Source organism: Hyphomicrobium sp., from assembly GCF_047600905.1.
Classification (GTDB): Bacteria; Pseudomonadota; Alphaproteobacteria; order Rhizobiales; family Hyphomicrobiaceae; genus Hyphomicrobium_B.
On record NZ_JASGKD010000001.1, the window covers coordinates 1,411,759 to 1,434,418 of the forward strand.

Here is a 22,660-nt window from a genome sequence, read left to right on the forward strand (position 1 = left end):
ATCCATGTCCTTCCGCGGTGCCCGAGGTTTTGTTCAGAGTTCTTCGATCCGTATCATTTGCGGGCGCTCGGTGACGTTACCGTCTTTCTCGATGGTTTCGAGCGCTTTGCGCATAGCCTGTTCGGTCGTCTCATGCGTAATGATGATGACAGGCTGATCCTTGTTCGTCGGCAGGCGCGATCCGATGCGCGACGCATGCAGCGTCTGCGGACGATGCTGGACGATGCTTTCGAGCGAGATGCCCTGATCGCCCATGCTCTTGGCGACGTTCGCCATCGCGCCCGGTTTGTCGAACAGGGCGAGGCGGACGTAGTAGGAGCCATAATGCTTGTCGAGCTGCGCGCGGCGATGGGCTTTGAGCTTGGCAGCCGGAGTGACGAACGGCGGAACGATCAGGCCGCGCGCGATATCGAGAATATCGCCGGCGACGGCCGATGCCGTCGGTTTGGCGCCGGCGCCCGGTCCGACGAGCAGGATGTTGCCAGAGAAATCGCCATCAATGGCGACGGCGTTGGTGACGCCGGAGACCTCGGCGATGGCAGAGTCCTTGTAGACGAGCGCGGGCGAGACGCGGGCTTCGATGCCCGTATCTGTTTCCATGGCAACGCCCAGCAGCTTGATGCGATAGCCGAGGCTGTCGCTCGCCTCGATATCGGCCTGGGTGATCGACTGGATGCCCTCGACGTGGATCTGCTCGAAGGCGACGCGAGTGCCGAATGCGAGACTCGTCAGTAGCGCAAGCTTATGGGCGGCATCGAAACCGCCGATGTCGAACGTCGGATCGGCTTCCGCGTAGCCCAGCGCCTGCGCTTCCTTCAAAACGTCATCGAAGGCGCGCTTCTCGCTCTGCATTTGCGAGAGGATGTAATTGCAGGTGCCGTTCAGGATGCCGTAGACACGCCTGACGCGGTTGGCGCCCAAGGCTTCGCGCAGCGTCTTGATGACGGGAATGCCGCCCGCGACTGCCGCCTCGAAGTTCAGAGCGACGCCGTTCTTCTCGGCCAGGCGGGCAAGCTCGACGCCGTGCTTCGCGAGCAACGCCTTGTTGGCGGTCACGACATGCTTTTTGGCGCCAAGCGCGGCTTCGACGGCGGCTTTCGCGATGCCATCCTCGCCGCCGATCAACTCGACGAAGACTTCGTTCGAGGAATCGAGCGCGAGCGCCACGGGATCATCGAACCACGTGACCTGATCGACGGCGATGCCGCGTTCTTTCTTGCGATTGCGCGCGGAAATTCCGGTGACGCGAATTTCGCGGCCGACGATGTTTGCGAAATGCGGCCCATTCGCCTGGAGCAGGCCGAGCAAGCCGCCGCCAACCGTGCCAAGTCCGGCAATGCCGAGTGTGAGAGTTTTCATGTCTTTGATTATCGGATGGCGGATTTCGGTGGGCGGGAAACGAGCGCGGGCGTTTCCGCCGTCTCGGAGAAAAGCTTTTTGATCGAGCGGGCGGCCTGGCGGATGCGCTGCTCATTCTCGACGAGCGCAATGCGGATGAAGCCTTCACCGTATTCGCCGAAGCCGACGCCGGGCGAGACTGCGACGTCGGCCTTCTCGATCAGCATTTTGGCGAATTCGACCGAGCCCAGCTCGCGATAGCGTTCCGGTACAGGCGCCCAGGCGAACATCGTTGCGGGCGGCGGCGGCACGGGAAAACCGGCCTTGCCGAAACTTTCGACGAGAACATCGCGGCGGCTCTTATACATCGCGCGGATTTCATCGACGCAATCCTGCGGACCGTTGAGGGCAGCAGCAGCCGCGACCTGGATCGGCGTGAAGGCGCCATAGTCGAGATAGGATTTGACGCGTGCGAGCGCGCCGATCAGCCGTTCGTTGCCGACGGCGAAGCCCATGCGCCAGCCGGGCATGTTGTAGGTCTTCGACAACGACGTGAATTCGACCGTGATGTCCTTCGCGCCCGGCACCTGCAGGATCGAGGGTGGCGGATTGTCGTCGTAATACAGCTCGGCGTAGGCGATGTCGGACAGGATTATGATGTCGAGCTTCTTGGCGAGCGCAACGGCTTCCTTGTAGAAGTCGAGGCCGACCGTCATGGCGGTCGGGTTCGACGGATAGGACATCACGACTGCGAGCGGCTTCGGGATCGAATGCTTTACGGCGTGCTCCATCGCGCGCAGGAAATCATCGCCGTTGGACGCCGGCAGATGGCGGATCGCGGCGCCCGCAATGATGAAGCCGAAGGAATGGATCGGATAGGTCGGGTTCGGCACCAGCACGATGTCGCCCGGCGCGGCAATCGCCTGGGCGATGTTGGCGAAGCCCTCCTTCGAGCCGAGCGTCGCGACGATCTCGGTCTCGGGGTCGAGCTTCACGCCGAAGCGGCGCTCGTAATAGGCGGCCTGAGCCTTGCGCAGCCCGGGAATGCCTTTCGATGCCGAGTAGCGATGCGTGCGCGGCTTGTTGATCGTCTCGATGAGCTTGTCGACGATGTGCTTCGGCGTCGGCATATCGGGATTGCCCATGCCGAGGTCGATGATGTCGGCTCCGCGCGCGCGGGCGGCCGCCTTCAAGCGGTTCACTTCCGCGAAAACGTAGGGTGGCAGGCGCTTAATGCGGTGGAACTCTTCGCTCAAAGGTCTTTTATCCATCGGCGCCGCAGCAGAGGCGGCGGAAATCATGACAGCGGTCGCGAAGCTCAAAGGACGGCGGTTTAACCAAGCTCCGCTTCGCGATAAGGCCTGGCCGCCCGCCTCTTTACGCTTGCCCCCCAGGTCCGTCCAGTACCGCGGCGCGACAGCGCGGGAAACGGCCTCGGCGGATCGATATTTGCAGAAATTCCGCGCTGCGAGAACAAACGTGCCGCAGCCTTGCTGATGCCACGTCGCCCTCCCAATTGGCAGGGCCAGCATGACCGATTCGCGCTTGATTCAACTCCCGTCTTGACGGCAGTGTCGCGAGGCTCTTGGCGAGATCGCGCACCGTGCCGAAACTGAAAAAAACATAGAAAGTCTCTGAAGCCGCCATGCCGCAGGACAGCCACGATTTGCCGCCTCTTTTTTCGGCGTATCGAATCCCCGACCCCGAGACATTTGCGACGAACCTTCTCAAAGCGTTCGAGCGCGGAAGCGCGGCTCTCGCTCAGCTTGCGGAACGCCCGGATGCGAAGATCGGGCCCTATACACCGGCAAGCGAATTTTCGGCCGCGACCGAAACGCTGACGGCGCTGGTACGCAAATGGCTGTCGGACCCAGTCAAGCTGTCCGAGGCGCAGGCCGAGTTTTTCCGGCAGTTTGCGTCCCTTTGGAACAACGTGCTGACGCGGATGATGGACAAGAGCGTGCCACCGCTGGTCTCGCCGACAGCGGGCGACCATCGCTTCAAGGATCCCGAGTGGGACCTCAACCCGTTCTTCGACTTCTGCAAACAGGCGTATCTGCTGGCGTCCAAATGGGCCGAGGATCAGCTGGCAGCGACGCCCGACCTTGATGCCGCCGAACGCCATCGCGCCGAGTTCTATCTGAAGCAGCTGACGAGCGCCTATTCGCCGACTAACTTCCCCGCAACGAACCCGGAGGTTTTGCGCGAGACGTTGGCGTCGAACGCGGAAAATCTGCTTCGCGGTGCAAATCTGCTTGCGGAAGATCTGAAGCGGTCGGGCGATCTGATGAAGATCAGTCAAACCGATCCGAACGCGTTCGAACTTGGGCGCAATCTGGCGACGACGGCGGGCAAGGTCGTTTTTCAGAACGAGCTGTTGCAGCTCATTCAATACAGCCCGACCACCGACAAGGTGCGTGAGCGGCCGCTGCTAATGATCCCGCCGTGGATCAACAAATATTACATCCTCGATCTCACGGCATCGAAGAGCCTGATCAAGTACGTCGTCGACCAAGGCTTTACAGTGTTCATCATATCATGGGTGAACCCCGACGAGCGGCTGGCCGACAAGACGTTCGAAGATTACGTACTCGAAGGCATCCTGGAAGCGGTGCGCGCGGTTCAGGAAGAGACGGATATCGAAAAAATCAACGTGCTCGGCTACTGCGTGGGCGGCACGGCGCTTTCCACCGGCCTTGCCTATCTGGCCCAGCGCGGCGAAGAGCCATTCCAGTGCTGCACACTGCTGACGACGCAGGTCGACTTCTCGCTCGCGGGCGATCTGTTGCTTTTCACCGACAACATGCAGCTTCAAAGCCTCGACGCGCTGATGACGGAGCGGGGCTTCCTCGACGGTTCGCGCATGGCCAACGTGTTCAACATGATGCGGCCGCGCGATCTCATCTGGCCCTACGTCGTCAATAATTACCTGCTTGGCAAGAAGCCGTTTCCGTTCGACCTGCTCTATTGGAACCAGGATTCGACGCGGATGGCGGCCGCCAACCACAAGTTCTATTTGCGCGAGTTCTATAACGAGAACCGGCTGGCAAAAGGCGAGATGACGATCGGCGGAATCCGGCTCGATCTGAAAAAAATCAAGCTGCCGATCTTCTCGGTCGCGACACGGGAAGATCACATCGCGCCGGCGCCGTCCGTGTTCCGCGGGATCCAGATGTTCGGCGGCCCGGTCGAGTTCGTGCTTTCCGGCTCAGGTCACATCGCGGGCGTGGTCAATCCGCCGGACAAGGTCAAATATCAGTATTGGACCGATGGGACGGCGATGACCAACATCGCCGACTGGCAGGCGACCGCAGTCGAGCATCCAGGTTCGTGGTGGCCGTATTGGATCGAATGGCTGTCGCAGCAATCGGGCGGCTGGAACCCGGCGCGGGTACCGGGAACGGCACTCGGCGTGATCGAAGATGCGCCCGGCGCCTACGTCAAAGCGCATTAGTAGGGGAAGCGCAGCGATTATCGGCTGCGCCCCAATCCACGCTCACGCCATTTCGAATTCGCCCTCGTAATCGACCGGCCAGAGAACGGTGAAATCCTCGCCGTCGAGGGCGCGGAATGCAACGGCGTTGATGTCGAGTTCGTCGGAGGCATCCTCGACGATCGGCTCGATCTTTTCCCAGACCTTGGCCGCATTCTTGGCGAGCAACACGAGATTGGTCACGCCGTCACCCGTTTCGTGGCCGTCGACCTCAACCGACGTCGAGCCGTCGAGCGCTTCGATCAGACGGTCTTCGAGCGCGATGACCTTATCGAGGGTGTCCTCGTCGTCGCCCTGAAATTGAAGAACGAGCTGGTGGTTCATGGTCCCTTTCCCGTTGGCGTCTAAACAGCAGCAAGCGCCTGTTCAAGATCACCTATAATGTCGTCTATGTCTTCGATGCCGATCGATACCCTGACAACGTCCGGCCCCGCCCCGGCGGCAATGCGCTCATCATCCTGGAGTTGCCGATGCGTCGTCGATGCCGGATGTATGACGAGGCTTCGCGTATCGCCAATGTTGGCGAGAAGGCTGAATAGCTTCAAGCCCGAAACGAGCTTGACGCCCGCTTCATATCCGCCTTTGAGGCCGAAGGTGAAGACGGCACCGGCACCTTTTGGACAGATCTTTTTTTGCAAGTGGTGGCCTGGACTTGCTTCAAGGCCAGCGTAGCTGACCCACGCCACTTTCGGCTGCAATTTGAGCCATTCGGCGACAGTCAGCGCATTGTCGGACTGGCGCTGCATGCGGAGCGGTAGCGTTTCGACGCCGGTCAGGAGCAGGAACGCATTGAACGGCGAGATGGCAGGGCCCAGGTCGCGCAGGCCGAGGACCCGGGCGGTGATCGCGAAGGCCATCGGACCGAACACCTCGGCGAGCTTCATGCCGTTGTAGGATGGGTTCGGGTCTACCAGCGATTTATAGCGGTGGCGGCTGCCGACCCAATCGAAGGTGCCGCAATCGACGATAGCTCCGCCGATCGAGTTGCCGTGGCCGCCGATAAACTTTGTCAGACTGTGAACGATGATATCGGCGCCGAAGTCCTTCGGCCTGCAGAGGTAAGGTGTCGCCAGCGTGTTATCGACGATGAAGGGCACGCCAGCCTGCTTGGCGACGGCGGCGACGGCCGGAAGGTCGATGATGACGCCGCCGGGATTGGCGATGCTTTCGCAGAAGATTGCGCGCGTCTTCGGTGTCACCGCCTTGGCGACCGATTCCGGATTGGTCGCGTCCGCCCACACGACGTTCCAGCCGAACTTCTTAAAGGAATGATTGAACTGGTTGATCGTGCCGCCGTAAAGCTGGCGGCCGGCAACGAACTCGTCTCCGGGCTCAAGAAGCGTGTGAAACGCAAGCATCTGCGCGGCGTGGCCAGACGCGACGGCGAGCGCCGCCGAACCGCCTTCGAGCGCCGCGAGCCGCGCTTCCAGCACGGACTGGGTCGGATTGGTGATGCGAGTGTAAATGTTGCCGAACGCCTCGAGCCCGAACAGCGACGCGGCATGATCCACATCGTTAAAGACGTACGAGGTCGTCTGGTAGATCGGCGTCGCGCGGGCGCCGGTGGTCGGATCGGGCGCCGCGCCGGCATGAACTGCGGCGGTCGCGAACTTCGCGGTGGGTGAAGCTGTCATCGTCGGCTCCTCGGGCGGGGTTTTGGCCGCCAAGGAGCCGAGGCCCGGCTGGTCTGTCAACCGGCCGGAGTGTTCTAAGCAATTCTCAAAGGTCGGCGGAACGCCCGGCCGTGCCGCAATGCCACTTCTGGATGACCCAGTTGGGGTGCTCTCCGATCCATTTCGCCATTTCGATTTGGCCGTTCATCAAGCACTGTCCGGCGCTTACGCTCTGACCTTCGAAATTCAGCGTGACGTCTTTGCAACGGGACGGATCGTTGATCAGGCAGACGGCGACGACAAGTTCAATCATCAGGACCTCCAGAAAGCGGTCTGGCAATCGCTCGTTGAAGCGATCGGGTTAGCCCTGGACGGTTCCTCTGCCCTGCTTTTTGTTCATTGACGGCACAATTCGTCGAGTATGCGGGAAATATTCTCATGCACAAGAACAAGGCTGTCGCATCTGGTGCCTAATCTGTGGTCAGGAATGTTTTGCCGCGGAGACTGTTGCCAAATGACCCTCGTCTCGCCATCAAACCGTATCGCATGCGCCACAGTTTGGCCTTGCCACGTTCACGGTCGGGCGCGATAAGCAGCGCGAGGGCCACAATCGATTCGATTTTCGCCATAACGGACGTCTGCCGACTTGTGCGGCGGGGCGGCTAAGGCGATGTGGATCAGGTGAGTCGCAGAGGCATGTTTGAGGGCGGCAGATCAGCAAATGACGAGTCACGGTGCCCAGGGGGCCGAGAGTCCGGGTTGGGACGATGCGCGCGCTTCGAGAATACCTACAGTCGGTTGGTTCGTGCGCCGTTCGGCGCTGTGGATGGTGATCATGGCCATCGCCCTCATTCTGGCATGTACGCTTTACGGCGTCGCCAGCCAGGGCGGAGCTAACGACGCGCGGATTCCAAAGCCGCCGTTGTCCGAATTCAAAGTCTGAGATTGCGCCGCGGCGCGATCGACATTCATAATAATCGAGTTGCTGGTGCGATCTATGATTGCTGACCTGCCGGGCCCGTTCACTGCACCTGGCTCCGGGCGATCCGTGATGTCGTCGGTCGTTTCTCGGTGAAAGCGCCCGGTAATCTCTAACCATTAAAAATGTATGGTTTTACTCGGCCGCGCTCACAAAATTTTGCCTCTCCTTCACTTTTGATACCGCGTAGTGATCGCGGATACCTTGAATTTGGCCCGTTCATCCTCCTATCATCCCGTATCGAACGGGCCCCAGGGACGCGTCTGAATGACGGAGCAGCAAAAGAAGTTCCCAGAGTTCTACGTGACGGCCCCGCAGCCGTGCCCTTACCTTCCAGGCAAGCTCGAGCGCAAACTCTTCACGCATCTCACCCACGACAAGCCGCCGGAACTTGTCGACCGGCTTTTGACGACCGGATTTCGGCGCAGCCAGAACATCGCCTACGTCCCTTACTGCGAAGGCTGCCAGGCGTGCGTCTCGGTCCGTGTTCTCGCCAACGAATTCGAGCCAGACCGGTCGATGCGCCGGACGTGGAAGCGAAATTCGCGGCTCGTCGCGCAACGGACGGCGCCGACGCCGACGATGGAGCAGTTTCGCCTGTTCCGCGCTTACATCGACGCGCGCCACAGCGACGGCGGCATGGCCGACATGACGATGCTCGACTATCGGATGATGGTCGAGGATACGGTCATCGAAACGTTTCTGACCGAATATCGCGAGAAGCCCGAAGGCGCGGAAAATCTCGACTTCGAAAGCTGGCCGCTCAAGGCGGTCGCGCTCTGCGATCGGCTGACCGACGGCATTTCGATGGTCTACAGCTTCTATGATCCGGACGATGGCGATGCCGGCCTCGGCACATACATGATCCTGGAGCACCTGGCGTTTGCGCGCCGGATCGGCTTGCCGCACGTCTATCTCGGCTACTGGATCGAGGGGTCGCGCAAGATGGCCTACAAGACCCGGTTCAAGCCGCAGGAACGGCTCGGTCCCGATCGCTGGGAGCGCGCGCCCGAGGAAGAAGATATTCCGGATTGATCGCATCCTTGGCTCAGGCTGGATGAAATCGGCCGTTGTCATCCTTAGTTCGCGAGTTCGCCGTCGAGCTTCTGGAACATGTAGTTCCACTTGGCTGACTGGGTATCGACGAGAAGCTTCATTCGCGCGCGCAACTCGACCATTCGGGTGCAATCGGGGGTGTCGGCGGCGGCGCCTTCCTGCCCCATCGACGAAATCGCGCTTAGTAATTCGTCGGTCGTCTTGTCATAGACGGCCATCTTGTCGTCTTTGACGAACGGCTTGGCCTTGTCCATGAACTCGTCGTGGTTCCAGTGCCGCTTTTCCTTCAGTTGACGCAGTTTTTCCTGAAATTGCGGACGGTTCTGGGCATTCAAATCGCGCAGGCTTCCGGCGGCCTGCTCGACGACGGATTCGAAATCCTCCTTCGTGCAAGACGCCGGGGCGTCATCGGCGCGCAGAGATGTGCAGCCGAAGGCGAACGCCGCAAGCGATGCTCCGGTGCCGATCGCCGATCGTCTTAGAAACCCACCCATGGCGGCAAGTCGTAGCTTCGCACGTCCGAAGCCACAAGCGCCGACGATCAACAGGGGAAACTAAAATCGCGGTCCAAACGAATTCGACCGTGGGAAACCTTTCGGTGCGACACGTCCGGCCTGCGCGCGCTCGCCGACCCATTCCTTGAGTTCGCTCCAGGAGAGCGCGAATTCGCGGCCCGCACTGTCGAGCCACGTCAGGCCATCCGATTTCTTGAAGACGCGGGCGTCGGACAGCGCGCCATCCTTGAAGCGCTGCAGGATGACACCCTTGCCGCGAGTCATTTCGTTGACCTCGTCGAGCTTGAAGACGAGCATCTTGCGGTTCTCGCCGATGGTCGCGATGCAATCCCCATCGACGGGAACGCAGACGCGCGCCTCCTCGGGCTCGCTGACGTTCAGCACCTGCTTGCCTTTGCGGGTCGAGGCAATGACTTCTTCCTCGGGCACGATGAAGCCATATCCGCCGGTCGAAGCAACGAGCAGCTTGCGCGACGGATCGTGAACGAAGACCTCGGCGATGTCGTGGTTTTCCTCAAGGTCGATCATCAGCCGGACGGGCTCTCCGTGGCCGCGTCCGCCCGGAAGCGAGTTCGCTTCAAGCGTGAAGAATTTGCCGTTGGTCGCGAAGATGACGAGCTTGTCGGTGGTAAATGCCTTGATCGCGCGCTTCAGCTCATCGCCCTGCTTGAATTCGAGCTTCGAGAGGTCGTCTTGGTGGCCCTTCAGCGCCCGCACCCAGCCCTTCTCGGACAGAATGACCGTGATCGGTTCTTTCTCGACCAGAGCCGCGTCGAGATCGACGTCGATCTCGGGCATATCGGCGAACGACGACCGGCGGCGGCCGAGCGGAGTCTTCTTCGAATACTTCTCGCGCGTTTCCTTCACTTCCTCGGAGACGCGCTCCCACTGCAGCTCTTCGGATTTCAGAAGCTGCTTCAGCTCGCGCCGTTCCTTGGAAAGCTTGTCGTGCTCGGCCTTGATCTCGACCTCTTCGAGCTTCGATAACGACCGCAAGCGCAGATTCAGGATGGCTTCGGCCTGGATGTCGCTCAAATTGAACTTCGACATCAGCTTGGCTTTGGGATCATCCTCGCGGCGGATGATCCGGATCACCTCGTCGATGTTCAGATAGGCGATCAGATAGCCATCAAGCACCTCGAGACGGTGTTCGATCTTTTTCAGGCGATAGGTCGAGCGGCGAACCAGAACCTCGATCCGATGCTCGAGCCATTGCCAAAGGACGTCGCGCAGGTCGAGAACGTTGGGGATCTGGCCCGCGGACAGCACGTTCATGTTGAGGCTGACGCGGACTTCCAGCTCGGTCGAGCGGAACAGGCTTTCCATCAGCAGCACGGGATCGACCGTACGGCTCTTGGGTTCAAGCACGAGGCGGATTTCCTCGGCGCTTTCGTCGCGAACGTCACCGAGAAGCGGCAGCTTCTTCTCGCTCATCAGGTCGGCGATCTTTTCGATCAGCTTCGCCTTTTGAACGCCGTAAGGAATTTCTGTGACGACGACCTGATAGCCACCGCGGCCGGTGTCTTCCTTGCTCCAGCGGGCGCGCAACCGGAAACCACCGCGTCCGGTCTTATAAGCTTCAAGGATTTGGGCGCGCGGCTCGACGATGACGCCGCCGGTGGGAAAATCGGGTCCGGGAACCAGCTCGACGAGTTTTTCGATCGTAGCATTCGGGTGCTTGATCAGGTGCAGAAGCGCGGCGCACAGCTCGTCGACGTTGTGTGGCGGAATGTTTGTCGCCATGCCGACGGCGATGCCGGAGGAACCGTTCGCCAGAAGGTTCGGAAATGCAGCCGGCAGCACGACCGGCTCCTCGACGCGGCCGTCGTAGTTCGGACGGAAGTCGACCGTCTCCTCGTCGATGCCTTCGAGGATGAGCGCGGCGATCTCGGTCATGCGCGCTTCGGTATAGCGCTCGGCTGCAGGATTATCGCCGTCGATGTTGCCGAAGTTGCCCTGGCCATCGACAAGCGGATAGCGGACGGCAAAGTCCTGGGCGAGACGGGCGAGGGCATCGTAGATCGCCTGGTTGCCGTGGGGGTGATAATCACCCATCACTTCACCGACGATCTTGGCGCATTTGATGAAACCGCCTTCCGGGTTCAGGCGTAGTTCGCGCATCGCATAGAGGATGCGGCGGTGGACAGGCTTCAGGCCGTCGCGCACATCCGGCAGTGCACGGTGCATAATCGTCGAAAGAGCATAAGCCAGATAGCGCTCTTCGAGAGCGCTTCGGAGCTCGACGGGCTCGATCGGGCCATCGCCCGGCAGAATCGGTTTGTCACTCATGGCGCACCCATCTACAGCGGTGCCGGGGTATGCTCAAGCCTGCGGCCCGGCAGGCGGAGGCGGGATCATTGGGCCGCGCCATTTCGGCGCAATCCAGCATAACTCCCAAACACGAACATCCACAGGAGGTCTTGTCGATTTGCCGACAGGCATGGCATCGGCGCCTTGAAATCAGTATTCCTTTTTGCCGAGACCCCGGAAGAAACGCGAACGGAATTGAAAAATGGCGGCTCTCGTACCGGATCTACCGCAAGTCGAGCAGCACATCGTCGAAATGACGAATCAGGTTCGTCAGGAACAAAAGCTGCCGGCGCTGAAGATCAATGCGATGCTGGCGAAGGCGGCCCGCGCCTACGCTCAAAAAGTCGCAAACAGCGGCACGTTTTCTCATACCGCCGACGGACGCACGCCGACCCAGCGCGCCGAAAGCGTCGGCTACAAGCATTGCGATATCGCGGAAAACCTCGCGATGGATGAAGATGGCCGCGGTTTTGATACGGGTTCCCTTGCCATTCAGGCGGTCGCCGGTTGGATGAACTCGCCGCCTCACCGGGCCAATATTCTGCGCAGCACCGTTTCCGAAATCGGCGTCGGGGTGGCGCGGGCGCCCGGAGCAAAACCGAAATTCATTTCGGTCGAATTGTTCGGGCAGCCAGCTTCGCAAATCTTGACGTTCAAAATCAAGAACGTCGCGAACGTGGAATTGAGCTATTCTTTCGGCGGCAAGGCGCATGGGCTGAAGCCCGGGACCTCGGTCGTTCACTCGTCCTGTGCCCCCGGGCGGCTGATCATCTCCAAGCCGGGCGGCCTGTTTTCGTCTTCCACCGAGATTGCAAATGTCAGCGCGGAAGACAAACAGCTCTACACCCTCAAATCCGACGCTTCGGGAACGCCGATGCTCGAAATTGCCAAGCGTTCAATAAGTCAGTGAAGTTGTGTAAATCGTCAGTGGAGAAACTTTCTCCCTGGTGCTCGGTTGTCATTTGTCTCAGATAAAAACCAGAATGGGAGAGACGCCATGCAGACCCGCCAGCTTCTCATCTTCATCGTTTTGAGCCTGATCGCCGCCGCCGTCGTTACCGAGGCGGTGAGCCTCTATCAAGAAAGACATGCGCGCGTGGAGGTCGATGCGCCCGCGGTCAGGGTCGATACCGACAAGCCGGGCGGTGGCACTTCGGTCGATGCCCCGGGTGTGCATATCGAAAACGATAAAAACGGCGTGAAAGTGCAAGCGCCGGGCGTGGACATCGAAGTGCCGCCGAAACAACCGCAGAATTGATTTCGAGATCGAGCTGTCATGTGCGGCGTGTCGCCGGATGGTAGCCGCGATCAACCAATCGTTCTCAGAATGCCGCCCTCGACGCGGAGAGCAGCGCCATTGGTAGCAGAGGCTTCCTTCGAGGCGGCGTAGACGACCATATTCGCGACTTCCTCAACGCTCGCGAAGCGCTGGATCAGCGACGCGGGCCGATGCTCCTTGACGAATGTGGCTGCCATCTCATCCGGCGTCTTGCCGGCTGCTGTGGCCATCGACTTCAGGAATTCTTCGACGCCTTCCGACCTCGTCGGCCCGGGAAGCACGGAATTGACGGTCACATTGGTTCCAGCGGTGAGTTGCGCGAGACCCTGGGCGATTGAAAGCTGGGCAGTCTTAGTGAAGCCGTAATGGATCATCTCGACCGGAATGTTCACCGCCAACTCCGAGGAAATGAAGATGATCCGGCCCCAGTTGCGCTCAAGCATGCCAGGCAAGTAAGCGCGGGACAGCCGTACGCCAGACATAACGTTCGTCTCGAAAAAGCGCGTCCAGTCGGCGTCGGGGATGTCAAAAAACGGCTTCGGCTCGAAGATGCCGGCGTTGTTGATCAGGATATCGACCGACGGTACCGCCTTCATCAACGCGGCGCAGCCCTGGGCAGTCGCAACATCGGCGGCGACCCCCGAAACGGCGGCGGCGTTGCAGGCCTCGTGGACGGCAGCGACGCCTTTATCGACAGTCTCCTGGCTGCGGCCATTGATGACGACCTTGGCGCCGGCCTGAGCCAGGCTTTTTGCGATCGCAAGTCCGATGCCCGCCGTCGAGCCGGTTACGAGAGCGGTCTTATCGGTCAGGTCGATTTTCATCGGGAGAAACTCCGGTCCAGGGATCAGCGTGCGTTAGATCGGATTTTCAGAACAATTTGCAAGGGTCAATTGCGCGGCGTTAGTTGTCTGGCGTCCATGCCGCCGCAACATGGGGCATGCTACAAATTTATTTCAGTTACGCCGGGCGGTGAAAGTGGTTCCCCCCTCCTCGGTATCGGAATTAACCGCATTGGTGGCACTCACCCTAACGGAAAGGATGAGCAATGTGCTTGTCGCAATGGCGAACTAGTGTCGGTGCGGCGCAACTCTAGGTGCGACGCTTCGCGTGATGCCCGGGAGGCAGAATGGCACTCGAGATCGAGCGAAAATTTCTGATCCGCGACGATACGTGGAAGAGCGCCGCGACCGGCTCGGCGCGGATCCTCCAGGGCTACTTCGCACGGACGGCGCTTGTTCGGGCGCGGATCCGCATCTACGGGGACAAAGGTTTCATCACCCTCAAGAGCGAGCCGGGCGCGTTGGTCCGGCACGAATACGAATATGAGATCCCCTATGCCGACGCCGTCGAGATGATCAAGCAGTTCAGCATCGAACCAATTATCAGAAAGACGCGCTTTGACGTTCCCTACGAAGGCGTGGTCTGGGCCGTCGACGTTTTCGACGGAGCAAACAGCGGTCTGGTGATTGCGGAAGCCGAGCTCAAAACCGCCGATCAGGCGCTTGCTATTCCGTCGTGGGCCGGCAAGGAAGTGACCGGCGACCGCCGTTATGGCAATTCCGATCTGGCGCGTTATCCTTTCCTCACGTGGGACAAGAACGGCAATCCGCCCTGGGACAAAGACGACGCCTGACGGCGGACGCGAGGCTTGGCGCCTCGCGTCGAGCGGCTAATGCCAGCCGTTATAGGGATCCCAATCGTCGGACGCCTCGGCCGCATTGCGATTAATGATGGCCGGAGATTGCGGCGAGGCTTTTCTCGCTTCCTTCGTTTCTGATCTGGGAGATTTCGCAGCCGAAGCGACATTTCGGCCGAGCGAGCGAACGATTGTTACCTCGGTTCCGACGTGGACCAGCGAGGCGAGATGCAGAACGTTCTCATTCATCATGCGGAAGCACCCTGAAGAGGCGGCGGTGCCGATCGACTTCGGCTCGTTGGTTCCGTGAATGCGGTAGAGCGTATTGCCGAGGTAGATCGCCTTGGCGCCAAGCGGATTGCGGATGCCTCCAAGCATTCTAACCGGAAGCTCGGGCCGTCTTTGCCGCATGTCGGCAGGCGGATACCAATCCGGCCAATCGGCGATGCGAGAGACCTTTTCCTTTCCAGTCCAGGCAAACCCCTGCCGTCCGACGCCGATCGGATAGGCATAGGCAGTGTTGGAACTCAACACGTAGTAGAGTTTACGCGCGCTGGTATCGATGACGATCGAGCCCGGCGCGTAGCCCGCGCTGAATGCCACCTTCGGCGGTGCGACAGCGCGAATGGGCGGTCGTGCGCCGCCGCTGACGCCCTGCGATTTGCTGAGACGTTCTTCTTCGTCGCGAGACGGGGCGGCATCCCAGGCGCCATAGCCATCGTCGCGGTCGTCGTAGCCGCGGCTTCGGTAGCCGTCGTCCCGATAAGCGCGAGGTGTCGTGTACGGCCGGCCAGTCGCGTAGTCGTCGTCGCGGTCGGCGTTGTAGCGAGGATCGTAGCGGCGCGGATCGTTGTCCGGATCGCCGTAGCGATTGTTCGCACGCGGTCCGTCCTGCTGATCGAAATAGCGCTCGTCGTCCTGACTGTCGTAGCGATCATCGTCGGGCTGATAGCTGCGATCGACAGGGCGGCGCGGACCATCCCACGGATCCCACTGCTGTGCCTGGGCAAAAGTCGACGAACCGGCCAACGCCGATACGGCAACAATCGAGAGAATGATTGCTTTCATAGAAACCCGCGTTTCGTTTTGTTTCCCGCTTCACGGCCGGACGAACTCGTCACCTTCGCCGATCCGTGGCTCGACGTTGACGTGGGAAGTCGTCAATGGCGTGGCAAATCAAAGGCATCGACGCATATGCGTTATTTCAAATTGTAACGGCGAAACGCTCAGAATTGATAAAAGCCGCAAATCGGGGCTGCGCATGATCGTCAGCGCGATGCGCGTGCGAGCACATCCATAAGTTCTGCGACCTTGCGGCGCTGATCGGCGGAATTGCCGCTGGCGATCGCGTGCTCGACGCAATGGGCGACGTGATCGCGCAGAACCTCTTCCTCGACGCGTCGAAGTGCGGCGCGGACAGCCGAGATCTGCGTGACGACGTCGATGCAATAGCGCCCTTCCTCGACCATCTTGGCGAGGCCGCGAACCTGACCTTCGATGCGGCTCAGGCGCTTCAGGCACGCTTGTTTGGTTTGCTTCTGCATGTCTTGACGTATACCCCACCAGGGTATATCTGTCAACCATACCCTAGGTGGGTATGTGAACAATGCGGGGACGAAGAGCGGTGGCAGACAACGGACAACCGACAGAGCACAGTCACGCCCAGCAGGGTCATAGCTGCTGCTCGCACGGGCACGCGCATCAGCATGGGAGCCACGGCCCGGGCGCGCACCAAGCGTCGCCGGTCAAAGACCCGGTCTGCGGCATGAGCGTTGATCCCGCGACCGCCAAGCACAGTGCGGAGCATGCGGGACAGACCTATTATTTCTGCTCCGCCGGTTGCCGAGCGAAATTCATCGCCGACCCCGCAAAATACTTAAAACCTGCCGAAGCGAAAGCCGACGACGTCCCGGCTGGCACGATCTACACCTGCCCGATGCATCCGCAGATCCGGCAAATCGGCCCGGGGTTCTGTCCGATTTGCGGCATGGCGCTCGAACCTGAAACGGTATCGGCGGAAGCGCCGCCCAATGCCGAACTTGAGGATATGACGCGGCGGCTCTGGATCGGTCTGGCGCTTGCCCTTCCCGTCTTCGTCCTGGAGATGGGCGGACACATCTTCAACCTGCATCACATCATCAGCCCGACGGTTTCGAATTGGGTGCAACTCGTCCTGGCTACGCCTGTCGTTCTGTGGGCCGGATTTCCGTTTTTCGAGCGCGGCTGGAAATCGATCGAAACGCGCAATCTCAATATGTTCACGCTGATCGCGCTCGGCACGGGCGTTGCCTGGGCCTATAGCGTCGTCGCAACTCTGCTGCCGGGGCTATTTCCCGATAATCTGCGCGGCATGGACGGCGCCGTTCCCGTCTACTTCGAGGCGGCGGCCGTCATCACCGTTCTCGTCCTCATCGGTCAGGTTCTGGAACTGCGCGCCCGCGCGCAGACCAGCGGAGCCATTCGGGCGCTGCTCAAGCTCGCACCCAAGACCGCACGGCGGCTCAAGGCCGACGGCTCGGACGAAGAAGTGCAGGTCGAAGCGATCGTCGTTGGAGATAAGCTTCGGGTTCGTCCCGGAGAGCGCGTGCCGGTCGATGGCAAGGTCGTCGATGGCAAGAGCAACGTCGATAAATCGATGGTGACTGGCGAGTCGATGCCCGTCACAAAAACAACCGGCGCGAAGGTCATCGGCGGGACCATCAACGGCTCGGGCGCGCTCGTGATCGAAGCCGATAAAGTCGGCCGCGATACGATGCTGGCGCGCATCGTGCAAATGGTGGCGGAATCGCAGCGCAGCCGCGCGCCGATCCAGCGATTGGCCGATCAGGTCGCAGGCTGGTTCGTGCCGCTGGTGATTGCCGTCGCGGTGCTGGCGTTCGTCGCATGGATGGCATTCGGACCTGAACCCGAATTCTCTTATGCGCTGATCGCCGCCGTTTCCGTGCTGATCATCGCCTGCCCGTGCGCGCTTGGCCTGGCAACGCCGATGTCGATCATGGTCGGCGTCGGCCGCGGGGCGCAATCGGGCGTTTTGATCAAGAATGCCGAAGCGCTGGAACGCATGGAGAAGATCGACACGCTCGTCGTCGACAAGACGGGCACGCTGACCGAAGGCAAGCCGAAAGTGACGGCGATCCGTGTGGCCAGCGGCTTCGACGAGACTGAACTCTTGAAACTTGCCGCCAGCCTCGAACAGGCGAGCGAGCATCCCCTTGGCGCGGCCATCGTCGCGGCGGCCCGCGAACGAAACATCGGTCTGTCGCCCGCCAGCGACTTCTCGGCGCCATCCGGTAAGGGCGTTTCGGGCAAGATCGACGGCCGCGCCGTAATCATCGGAAATGCCAAGATCATCGATGGAGCCGGCATATCGACCTCGGCGCTCGACGGCGAGGCGGAGAAACTTCGCGGCGACGGTGCAACCGCCGTGTATGTCGCGGTTGACGGCAAAGCCGCGGGCTTGATCGCGATTGCCGATCCGATCAAGGCGACGACGCCGAGCGCGCTGCGCAAGCTCAAGGACAATGGCGTCCATGTCGTCATGCTGACCGGCGACAACGCCACGACGGCGAAAGCGGTGGCGGCGAAGCTCGGCATCGACGACGTCAAGGCCGACGTTCTGCCGGAAGACAAATCTCGCATCGTCGCCGATCTCAGGCGTCAGGGCCATGCCGTAGCGATGGCGGGCGATGGCGTCAACGACGCCCCTGCCCTGGCGGCCGCCGACGTCGGCATCGCGATGGGGACCGGCACCGACGTCGCAATCGAAAGCGCAGGCATTACGCTACTCAAAGGCGACCTCGAAGGCATCGCGAAGGCGCGACGGCTTTCGGACGCCACCATGTCGAACATCCGGCAAAACCTGTTCTTTGCATTCATCTATAATGCAGCCGGTGTACCGATCGCTGCGGGCGTGCTCTATCCGATTTTCGGACTGCTGCTATCGCCGGTCATTGCGGCGGCGGCGATGGCACTTTCGTCGGTCAGCGTCATTACGAACGCGTTGCGATTGCGGACCGTTCGCATCGAATAGATTTAGCACCGCCACGTTCGCGTTCACGTTGCAGCTTCGGTGCTCCGCGGTAGCGGTGTGGCAGATGGCTTGCCAAGCAGCAGAATAAGGAGCGCCGCGACGAGGCACGCCGCTCCGGCCGCAAAAAATGCCGGCAGATACGTTGCAAAGGCGGTGCGCGTCAGACCGGCGCCGTAGGCGGCGGTCGCCGCTCCAATCTGGTGGCCGGCAAATATCCATCCGAACAGAACATTTGTTCTCTCGGCGCCGAAGTAGTGCGTCGTGAGCTTGACGGTCGGCGGAACAGTCGCGATCCAGTCAAGGCCGTAGAACATCGCAAACAGCGACAGGCCGTAAAACGTGAAGTCGGTGTAGGGCAGATAGAGCAGCGACAAGCCACGCAGGCCGTAATACCAGAACAGCAGCCAGCGATTGTCGAAGCGATCCGAAAGCCAGCCCGAGCCCAAGGTGCCGAAGAAATCGAAGATGCCCATCATCGCAAGGACGCTCGCGGCGGTCACGGGCGCCAGACCGAAATCGCCGCAAAGGGCGATGAAATGCGTCTGGATGAGGCCGCTGGTGCTCAGACCGCAGATGAAAAACGTGGAGAAAAGCACCCAGAATGCGGCTGTGCCTGCCGCGTCCTTCAGGATCAGAATCGGCGTCAACAGCAGAGCGCCGAGCGTTTCCGTGTGCAGCGGCGTCGGAACGATCTCAGTTGCGCCATAGGGCGGAAGGCCGATATCGGCGGGCCGGTCGCGCACCAACAGATAGACGACGGCGGCGGCGACGCCGATCATCGCGCAAATGAAAGCGACGGACAGTCGCCAGCCGTTGAGCGTGGTCAGCTTGGCGAGCAACGGAAGGAAAACGAGCTGGCCCGTCGCCGTGCTGGCCGAGAGCATGCCCATGACGAGACCACGCCGTTCCGAAAACCAGCGGGTTGCGACGGTGGCGCCGAGAACCATCGCGGTCAGTCCGGTTCCCAATCCGACACCTACGCCCCACAGCAGGACGAGCTGCCAGAGTTCCGTCATCAGCAGCGAGGTGCCGAGCGCGAGGGCGACGATGGCGAGCGCGGTCAAAACGATACGGCGGACGCCGAACCGGTTCATGAAGGCGGCGGCGAACGGTCCCATCATGCCGAAAAGAAAAAAGCGGATGGCAAGAGCCGACGAGATTTCTGAGGTCTTCCAGCCGAATTCTTTTTCAAGCGGAACGATGAAGACTCCCGGCGCCCCGACCGCGCCAGCCGTCACCAGCATCGTCAGAAAGGTGGCCGCGACCACAGCCCAGCCGTAATGAACGTTTCTGCGCGACAGGACGCCGGCGATGCTCGAGGAGTTCATGATCTGACCGGGCCAATCTGCAAGTGGGTGAGCCTATATATTATGATCACAATAATAAATCAGCGCGACGCGATCACGCGTCCGCGGATCGAGGCTTTGCGGGGCACCTGATGCCGCCGACGTCTCGACGGGTGCGGCGCGCGGCCCTGCGACAAGCGATTTATTTGAGTAAAATCATTAACTTCGATGATAGTGGACAAGTGAGGCTCCTTGCGGATTTCGGCCCTATCATTCTACCATCGTGCGAGCGGGCGGGGATAAGTTGGCATAAAGAATTGTGTCGGTCCGCTTAGGGGTGAAGGCAAACCGGTGATGACAGGGCAGCGGCTTCTGCTTCTCGTGCTGACGATTTGGGGATTGGCATTGATCGTGCCGGATCTGTCGCGCGTCGTCAGCCCGCTCGGATCGTTCGGCTTTTATGCTGACAGCGACGGATGGATCTACGATGCCAATGGACCGTTTGCATCGGACGAGGAGTCGCCGGCGTGGCAAGCGGGGATCCGCAAGGGCGACAGGCTCGATTTCTCGCGGATGCGGTGTTTGCCCTATGACCGCGACATCTGCGCCAGCGTCATCTCTGCGGTCGGCGGCAACGAATACGTCTTTCCCGGCCGGACCGGCACATTCGATCTCTTGCCGACAAACTCGCAAGGAGCGCGGCAGGTTCATGTGACGGCCAAGGCGCGCTCCTCCACTTGGCTCGTGCGCTTTGTCTTGCTTCTCGACGAATTCGCAGGAATAGCCATCATCCTGGCGGCGGCTTGGCTGGTGTGGACCAAGCCCGGAACGATGACCTGGGGCTTTTTTCTCTACGTTCTCTGGTTCAACCCCGGCCAAGGCGACGTCTTCTACGCCATGTTGCATGACTGGCCGATTGCGCTTCTCGGTCAGGAAGTGCTGGCCTCCATCGCGCAAGCGGCAGGATACATGGGTCTGCTCGCGTTCGTCATGCGGGCTCCGACGGGCGACTTGCAGCCGGAATGGCGACGCGCCCAGCGAATGCTGCCGTGGTTCGGCGCCGCAATTGCCATTGCGTTGCTGGCGTCCTATGGCAGCGCTTTCGGTTTTCATACCGAGTTGCTCAGTCGCGCGACGATCCTGTTCGGCATCGTCATCAGCGCGCTCGCGGTGACGATCCTGCTGATGCGGCGGCACAGCCTCTCGCCGAAGGATAATCAGCGTCTGCGCTGGATCATGTGGGGATGCCTGATCGGGCTGCCGGCGTTTGTCATCGCCGACCTCAACGAATACACGACCCTGCTGACCCAGCTTGACGACATTTTCCTGCCGGAGGACGTCGCCGGGCTGCTTTATCTTGTCAATGGCGTCCTGTGCCTGTTCGTCCTGGTGGCGGTGCACCGGCAGCGCGTGGTCAATGTCGCCATTCCGCTACGACGCGTCACGATCCTTGCGCTGATGACGAGCCTGCCGGCACTTTTGCTCCATCAACAGGCCGAGCATTTGTACGAGTTCGCCGATCTGCCGAGCTGGTCGTGGCTGATGGTCGGCGCCATCATTCTGTTCGTCATCGGCCGCCTACACGAGTGGTCGGTCGAGCTTGCCGACGAATTCTTCAACCGGTCGCTTGACAAGGCCGAAGAGCTTTTGGGCGATGCCATTCTCGATGCGAAAGGCGGCAACGAGATCGACCGCGCGTTGTCGCAACGCGCCTGCGCCATGCTGAAGCTATCGTCGGCAACGACCTTCCGAAGCACTGACGAGGGCTTCCGGCGGTTCGAGGCCGGCAGCGGATGGAACGCCGGCGTTCGCGAACTACGGCTGCAGGAAGGGGCGATCGACAAGCTGATGAAGGGCACGCCGTACATCATCGATGACGCCGCCGCCAAGGCCGCGGGTTTTCCCGATGACCTCGATTTGCCGATCCTCGCGATCCCGGCGGCGAGCCGCGTCCATTGTTATGCGATCACGCTTTACGGGCCGCACGAGTCCGGCACGTCGATTGATTCTCATGAAAGCCAAACTCTGCGGAACCTCGGACGACACGCCGCCGACGCCTATGCCCGTCTTGAGAGCGATGAATTGCGCAAGACGGTTGCGGAGCTGCGAAATCAAATGCAGTTGGCAGGCGTCCCGGCATAGCGTCGGACGCATTGCAACGACGGCTCGCCGTAGCGACATTCGTTATATGCCCCGCTGAGAGAGAGGAAGCATGCAAATCGGTTTCATAGGGCTCGGCCAGATGGGCACGGGCATCGCTGCAAACCTACTCAAGGCGGGCCATGAGGTGACCGTCTTCAATCGCACGCGAGCGAAATCGGACGCGCTTGCATCGCAAGGCGCCAAAGTCGCCGTTACTGTGGGCGAGGCCTGTAAAGGGGTTGCTGTCTTCACCATGCTGGCCGACGACAGAGCGGTGGAAGGGGTCGCGTTTGAAGACGGCGGGATCATCGAGAGCTTGCCTTCGCATGCGATCCATATCTCGATGAGCACAATCAGCACCGCGCTTTCGAAGCGGCTCGCCGAAGCGCATGCCGAGGCTGGGCAGCGCTACATCGCGGCACCCGTCTTCGGGCGCCCCGATGCCGCGCAAGCGGCGAAACTGTTCGTCGTCGCGGCTGGCGAACCCGATGCCATCGAGATTGTCCAACCGCTGTTCGACGCCATCGGGCAGCGGACGTTCGTGATCTCGACCCAGGCGGAGGCCGCGAACATCGTCAAGCTCAGCGGCAATTTCCTCATCGCCGCCGTGATTGAATCGCTCGGCGAAGCCATGGCGCTCGTCGGCAAGGCGGGGATCGACAAGCATCAGTATCTCGAAATCCTGACGTCGACGTTGTTTGGCGCGCCGGTTTACAAAACTTATGGAAACCTGATTGCGGAAGCGAAATTCTCGCCCGCTGGTTTTGCCGCGCCACTCGGATTGAAGGACGTTCGCCTTGCCCTTGCTGCGGGCGAGGAATTGCGGGTTCCCCTGCCCCTTGCCAGCCTGTTGCGCGACCGCTTCCTGACCTTGCTCGCGAACGGGGGTGACGAGCTCGACTGGTCGGCGGTCGGCGGCCTTGCCGCGCGGGATGCGGGTAGCTCCTGACGCTTCTTCGCGCAACCCACACACTTGCACA

Annotated in this window: 20 protein-coding genes; 10 read left to right on the plus strand and 10 right to left on the minus strand. The window is 60.8% G+C overall.

Annotation, left to right across the window (positions count from 1 at the left end; genetic code table 11):
- Positions 1-33: 33 nt before the first annotated feature.
- Positions 34-1,359, minus strand: coding sequence for a homoserine dehydrogenase (locus QM780_RS06985; RefSeq protein ID WP_415069755.1), 1,326 nt, complete (start codon positions 1,357-1,359; stop codon positions 34-36).
- Between the two features lie 8 nt (positions 1,360-1,367).
- Entirely contained in the window at positions 1,368-2,594 is a 1,227-nt protein-coding gene (locus tag QM780_RS06990) for an LL-diaminopimelate aminotransferase (protein WP_415069756.1), read from the minus strand.
- 389 nt (positions 2,595-2,983) lie between these two features.
- Here QM780_RS06990 and QM780_RS06995 point away from each other — a divergent pair, with 389 nt between their 5' ends.
- Entirely contained in the window at positions 2,984-4,792 is a 1,809-nt protein-coding gene (locus tag QM780_RS06995; protein ID WP_415069757.1) for a PHA/PHB synthase family protein, read from the plus strand.
- Between the two features lie 42 nt (positions 4,793-4,834).
- Here QM780_RS06995 and QM780_RS07000 read toward each other — a convergent pair whose 3' ends face one another.
- Complete coding sequence (locus tag QM780_RS07000) at positions 4,835-5,155, minus strand: hypothetical protein (RefSeq protein WP_415069758.1); 321 nt, start codon at positions 5,153-5,155, stop codon at positions 4,835-4,837.
- 20 nt (positions 5,156-5,175) lie between these two features.
- Positions 5,176-6,465: an O-acetylhomoserine aminocarboxypropyltransferase gene (locus QM780_RS07005; protein ID WP_415069759.1), complete on the minus strand. Its 1,290-nt coding sequence runs from the start codon at positions 6,463-6,465 to the stop codon at positions 5,176-5,178.
- A gap of 22 nt (positions 6,466-6,487) precedes the next feature.
- On the opposite strand from QM780_RS07005, the gene QM780_RS07010 reads away from it, so the two are divergent.
- From QM780_RS07010 to QM780_RS07020, 3 genes are all read left to right on the plus strand, one after another.
- Positions 6,488-6,847, plus strand: coding sequence for a hypothetical protein (locus QM780_RS07010; protein WP_415069760.1), 360 nt, complete (start codon positions 6,488-6,490; stop codon positions 6,845-6,847).
- Positions 6,848-7,165: 318 nt separating this feature from the next.
- Positions 7,166-7,387, plus strand: coding sequence for a hypothetical protein (locus QM780_RS07015; protein ID WP_415069761.1), 222 nt, complete (start codon positions 7,166-7,168; stop codon positions 7,385-7,387).
- Positions 7,388-7,690: 303 nt separating this feature from the next.
- Complete coding sequence (locus QM780_RS07020) at positions 7,691-8,458, plus strand: arginyltransferase (protein WP_415069762.1); 768 nt, start codon at positions 7,691-7,693, stop codon at positions 8,456-8,458.
- A gap of 44 nt (positions 8,459-8,502) precedes the next feature.
- Here the strand turns inward: QM780_RS07020 and QM780_RS07025 are convergent, their stop codons facing one another.
- Positions 8,503-8,973, minus strand: a complete 471-nt coding sequence (locus QM780_RS07025; RefSeq protein ID WP_415069763.1) for a hypothetical protein — start codon at positions 8,971-8,973, stop codon at positions 8,503-8,505.
- A 60-nt stretch (positions 8,974-9,033) separates the two neighbouring features.
- The gene (gene parC, locus QM780_RS07030; protein ID WP_415069764.1) at positions 9,034-11,283 is read right to left on the minus strand and encodes a DNA topoisomerase IV subunit A; all 2,250 of its coding nucleotides are present in this window, start codon (positions 11,281-11,283) and stop codon (positions 9,034-9,036) included.
- A 223-nt stretch (positions 11,284-11,506) separates the two neighbouring features.
- Here parC and QM780_RS07035 point away from each other — a divergent pair, with 223 nt between their 5' ends.
- The gene (locus QM780_RS07035) at positions 11,507-12,214 is read left to right on the plus strand and encodes a CAP domain-containing protein (RefSeq protein ID WP_415069765.1); all 708 of its coding nucleotides are present in this window, start codon (positions 11,507-11,509) and stop codon (positions 12,212-12,214) included.
- A gap of 87 nt (positions 12,215-12,301) precedes the next feature.
- Entirely contained in the window at positions 12,302-12,562 is a 261-nt protein-coding gene (locus QM780_RS07040; protein ID WP_415069766.1) for a hypothetical protein, read from the plus strand.
- 50 nt (positions 12,563-12,612) lie between these two features.
- Here the strand turns inward: QM780_RS07040 and QM780_RS07045 are convergent, their stop codons facing one another.
- Entirely contained in the window at positions 12,613-13,407 is a 795-nt protein-coding gene (locus tag QM780_RS07045) for an SDR family NAD(P)-dependent oxidoreductase (RefSeq protein WP_415069767.1), read from the minus strand.
- A 305-nt stretch (positions 13,408-13,712) separates the two neighbouring features.
- Between QM780_RS07045 and QM780_RS07050 the strand changes: the two genes are divergently transcribed.
- Positions 13,713-14,219, plus strand: a complete 507-nt coding sequence (locus QM780_RS07050) for a CYTH domain-containing protein (RefSeq protein ID WP_415069768.1) — start codon at positions 13,713-13,715, stop codon at positions 14,217-14,219.
- A gap of 36 nt (positions 14,220-14,255) precedes the next feature.
- Here the strand turns inward: QM780_RS07050 and QM780_RS07055 are convergent, their stop codons facing one another.
- Positions 14,256-15,290 carry a L,D-transpeptidase gene (locus tag QM780_RS07055; protein ID WP_415069769.1) on the minus strand — a complete coding sequence of 345 codons (1,035 nt, stop codon included), beginning with the start codon at positions 15,288-15,290 and terminating at the stop codon, positions 14,256-14,258.
- A 200-nt stretch (positions 15,291-15,490) separates the two neighbouring features.
- Positions 15,491-15,766 carry a metal-sensitive transcriptional regulator gene (locus tag QM780_RS07060; RefSeq protein WP_415069770.1) on the minus strand — a complete coding sequence of 92 codons (276 nt, stop codon included), beginning with the start codon at positions 15,764-15,766 and terminating at the stop codon, positions 15,491-15,493.
- Between the two features lie 62 nt (positions 15,767-15,828).
- On the opposite strand from QM780_RS07060, the gene QM780_RS07065 reads away from it, so the two are divergent.
- Positions 15,829-18,252, plus strand: a complete 2,424-nt coding sequence (locus tag QM780_RS07065; protein ID WP_415069771.1) for a heavy metal translocating P-type ATPase — start codon at positions 15,829-15,831, stop codon at positions 18,250-18,252.
- A gap of 23 nt (positions 18,253-18,275) precedes the next feature.
- On the opposite strand, the gene QM780_RS07070 is transcribed toward QM780_RS07065, so the two are convergent.
- Positions 18,276-19,580 (minus strand): MFS transporter, encoded by a 1,305-nt coding sequence (locus QM780_RS07070; protein WP_415069772.1) that lies wholly within the window; start codon positions 19,578-19,580, stop codon positions 18,276-18,278.
- Between the two features lie 312 nt (positions 19,581-19,892).
- On the opposite strand from QM780_RS07070, the gene QM780_RS07075 reads away from it, so the two are divergent.
- Both QM780_RS07075 and QM780_RS07080 read left to right on the plus strand, forming a co-directional pair.
- Positions 19,893-21,680 (plus strand): hypothetical protein, encoded by a 1,788-nt coding sequence (locus tag QM780_RS07075; protein ID WP_415069773.1) that lies wholly within the window; start codon positions 19,893-19,895, stop codon positions 21,678-21,680.
- 70 nt (positions 21,681-21,750) lie between these two features.
- Entirely contained in the window at positions 21,751-22,629 is an 879-nt protein-coding gene (locus tag QM780_RS07080; protein ID WP_415069774.1) for an NAD(P)-dependent oxidoreductase, read from the plus strand.
- The last annotated feature ends 31 nt before the right edge of the window (positions 22,630-22,660 follow it).

Bases quoted from the DNA above. Each gene is read 5' to 3' on its own strand.
- QM780_RS07025 (WP_415069763.1), bottom strand. From the start codon at position 8,973: ATGGGTGGGTTTCTAAGACGATCGGCGATCGGCACCGGAGCATCGCTT.
- QM780_RS06985 (WP_415069755.1), bottom strand. From the start codon at position 1,359: ATGAAAACTCTCACACTCGGCATTGCCGGACTTGGCACGGTTGGCGGC.
- QM780_RS07055 (WP_415069769.1), bottom strand. From the start codon at position 15,290: ATGAAAGCAATCATTCTCTCGATTGTTGCCGTATCGGCGTTGGCCGGT.
- QM780_RS07060 (WP_415069770.1), bottom strand. From the start codon at position 15,766: ATGCAGAAGCAAACCAAACAAGCGTGCCTGAAGCGCCTGAGCCGCATC.
- parC (WP_415069764.1), bottom strand. From the start codon at position 11,283: ATGAGTGACAAACCGATTCTGCCGGGCGATGGCCCGATCGAGCCCGTC.
- QM780_RS06995 (WP_415069757.1), top strand. From the start codon at position 2,984: ATGCCGCAGGACAGCCACGATTTGCCGCCTCTTTTTTCGGCGTATCGA.
- QM780_RS07045 (WP_415069767.1), bottom strand. From the start codon at position 13,407: ATGAAAATCGACCTGACCGATAAGACCGCTCTCGTAACCGGCTCGACG.
- QM780_RS07050 (WP_415069768.1), top strand. From the start codon at position 13,713: ATGGCACTCGAGATCGAGCGAAAATTTCTGATCCGCGACGATACGTGG.
- QM780_RS07020 (WP_415069762.1), top strand. From the start codon at position 7,691: ATGACGGAGCAGCAAAAGAAGTTCCCAGAGTTCTACGTGACGGCCCCG.
- QM780_RS07015 (WP_415069761.1), top strand. From the start codon at position 7,166: ATGACGAGTCACGGTGCCCAGGGGGCCGAGAGTCCGGGTTGGGACGAT.
- QM780_RS07065 (WP_415069771.1), top strand. From the start codon at position 15,829: ATGCGGGGACGAAGAGCGGTGGCAGACAACGGACAACCGACAGAGCAC.
- QM780_RS07080 (WP_415069774.1), top strand. From the start codon at position 21,751: ATGCAAATCGGTTTCATAGGGCTCGGCCAGATGGGCACGGGCATCGCT.
- QM780_RS07070 (WP_415069772.1), bottom strand. From the start codon at position 19,580: ATGAACTCCTCGAGCATCGCCGGCGTCCTGTCGCGCAGAAACGTTCAT.
- QM780_RS07000 (WP_415069758.1), bottom strand. From the start codon at position 5,155: ATGAACCACCAGCTCGTTCTTCAATTTCAGGGCGACGACGAGGACACC.
- QM780_RS07075 (WP_415069773.1), top strand. From the start codon at position 19,893: ATGACAGGGCAGCGGCTTCTGCTTCTCGTGCTGACGATTTGGGGATTG.
- QM780_RS07040 (WP_415069766.1), top strand. From the start codon at position 12,302: ATGCAGACCCGCCAGCTTCTCATCTTCATCGTTTTGAGCCTGATCGCC.
- QM780_RS07035 (WP_415069765.1), top strand. From the start codon at position 11,507: ATGGCGGCTCTCGTACCGGATCTACCGCAAGTCGAGCAGCACATCGTC.
- QM780_RS07005 (WP_415069759.1), bottom strand. From the start codon at position 6,465: ATGACAGCTTCACCCACCGCGAAGTTCGCGACCGCCGCAGTTCATGCC.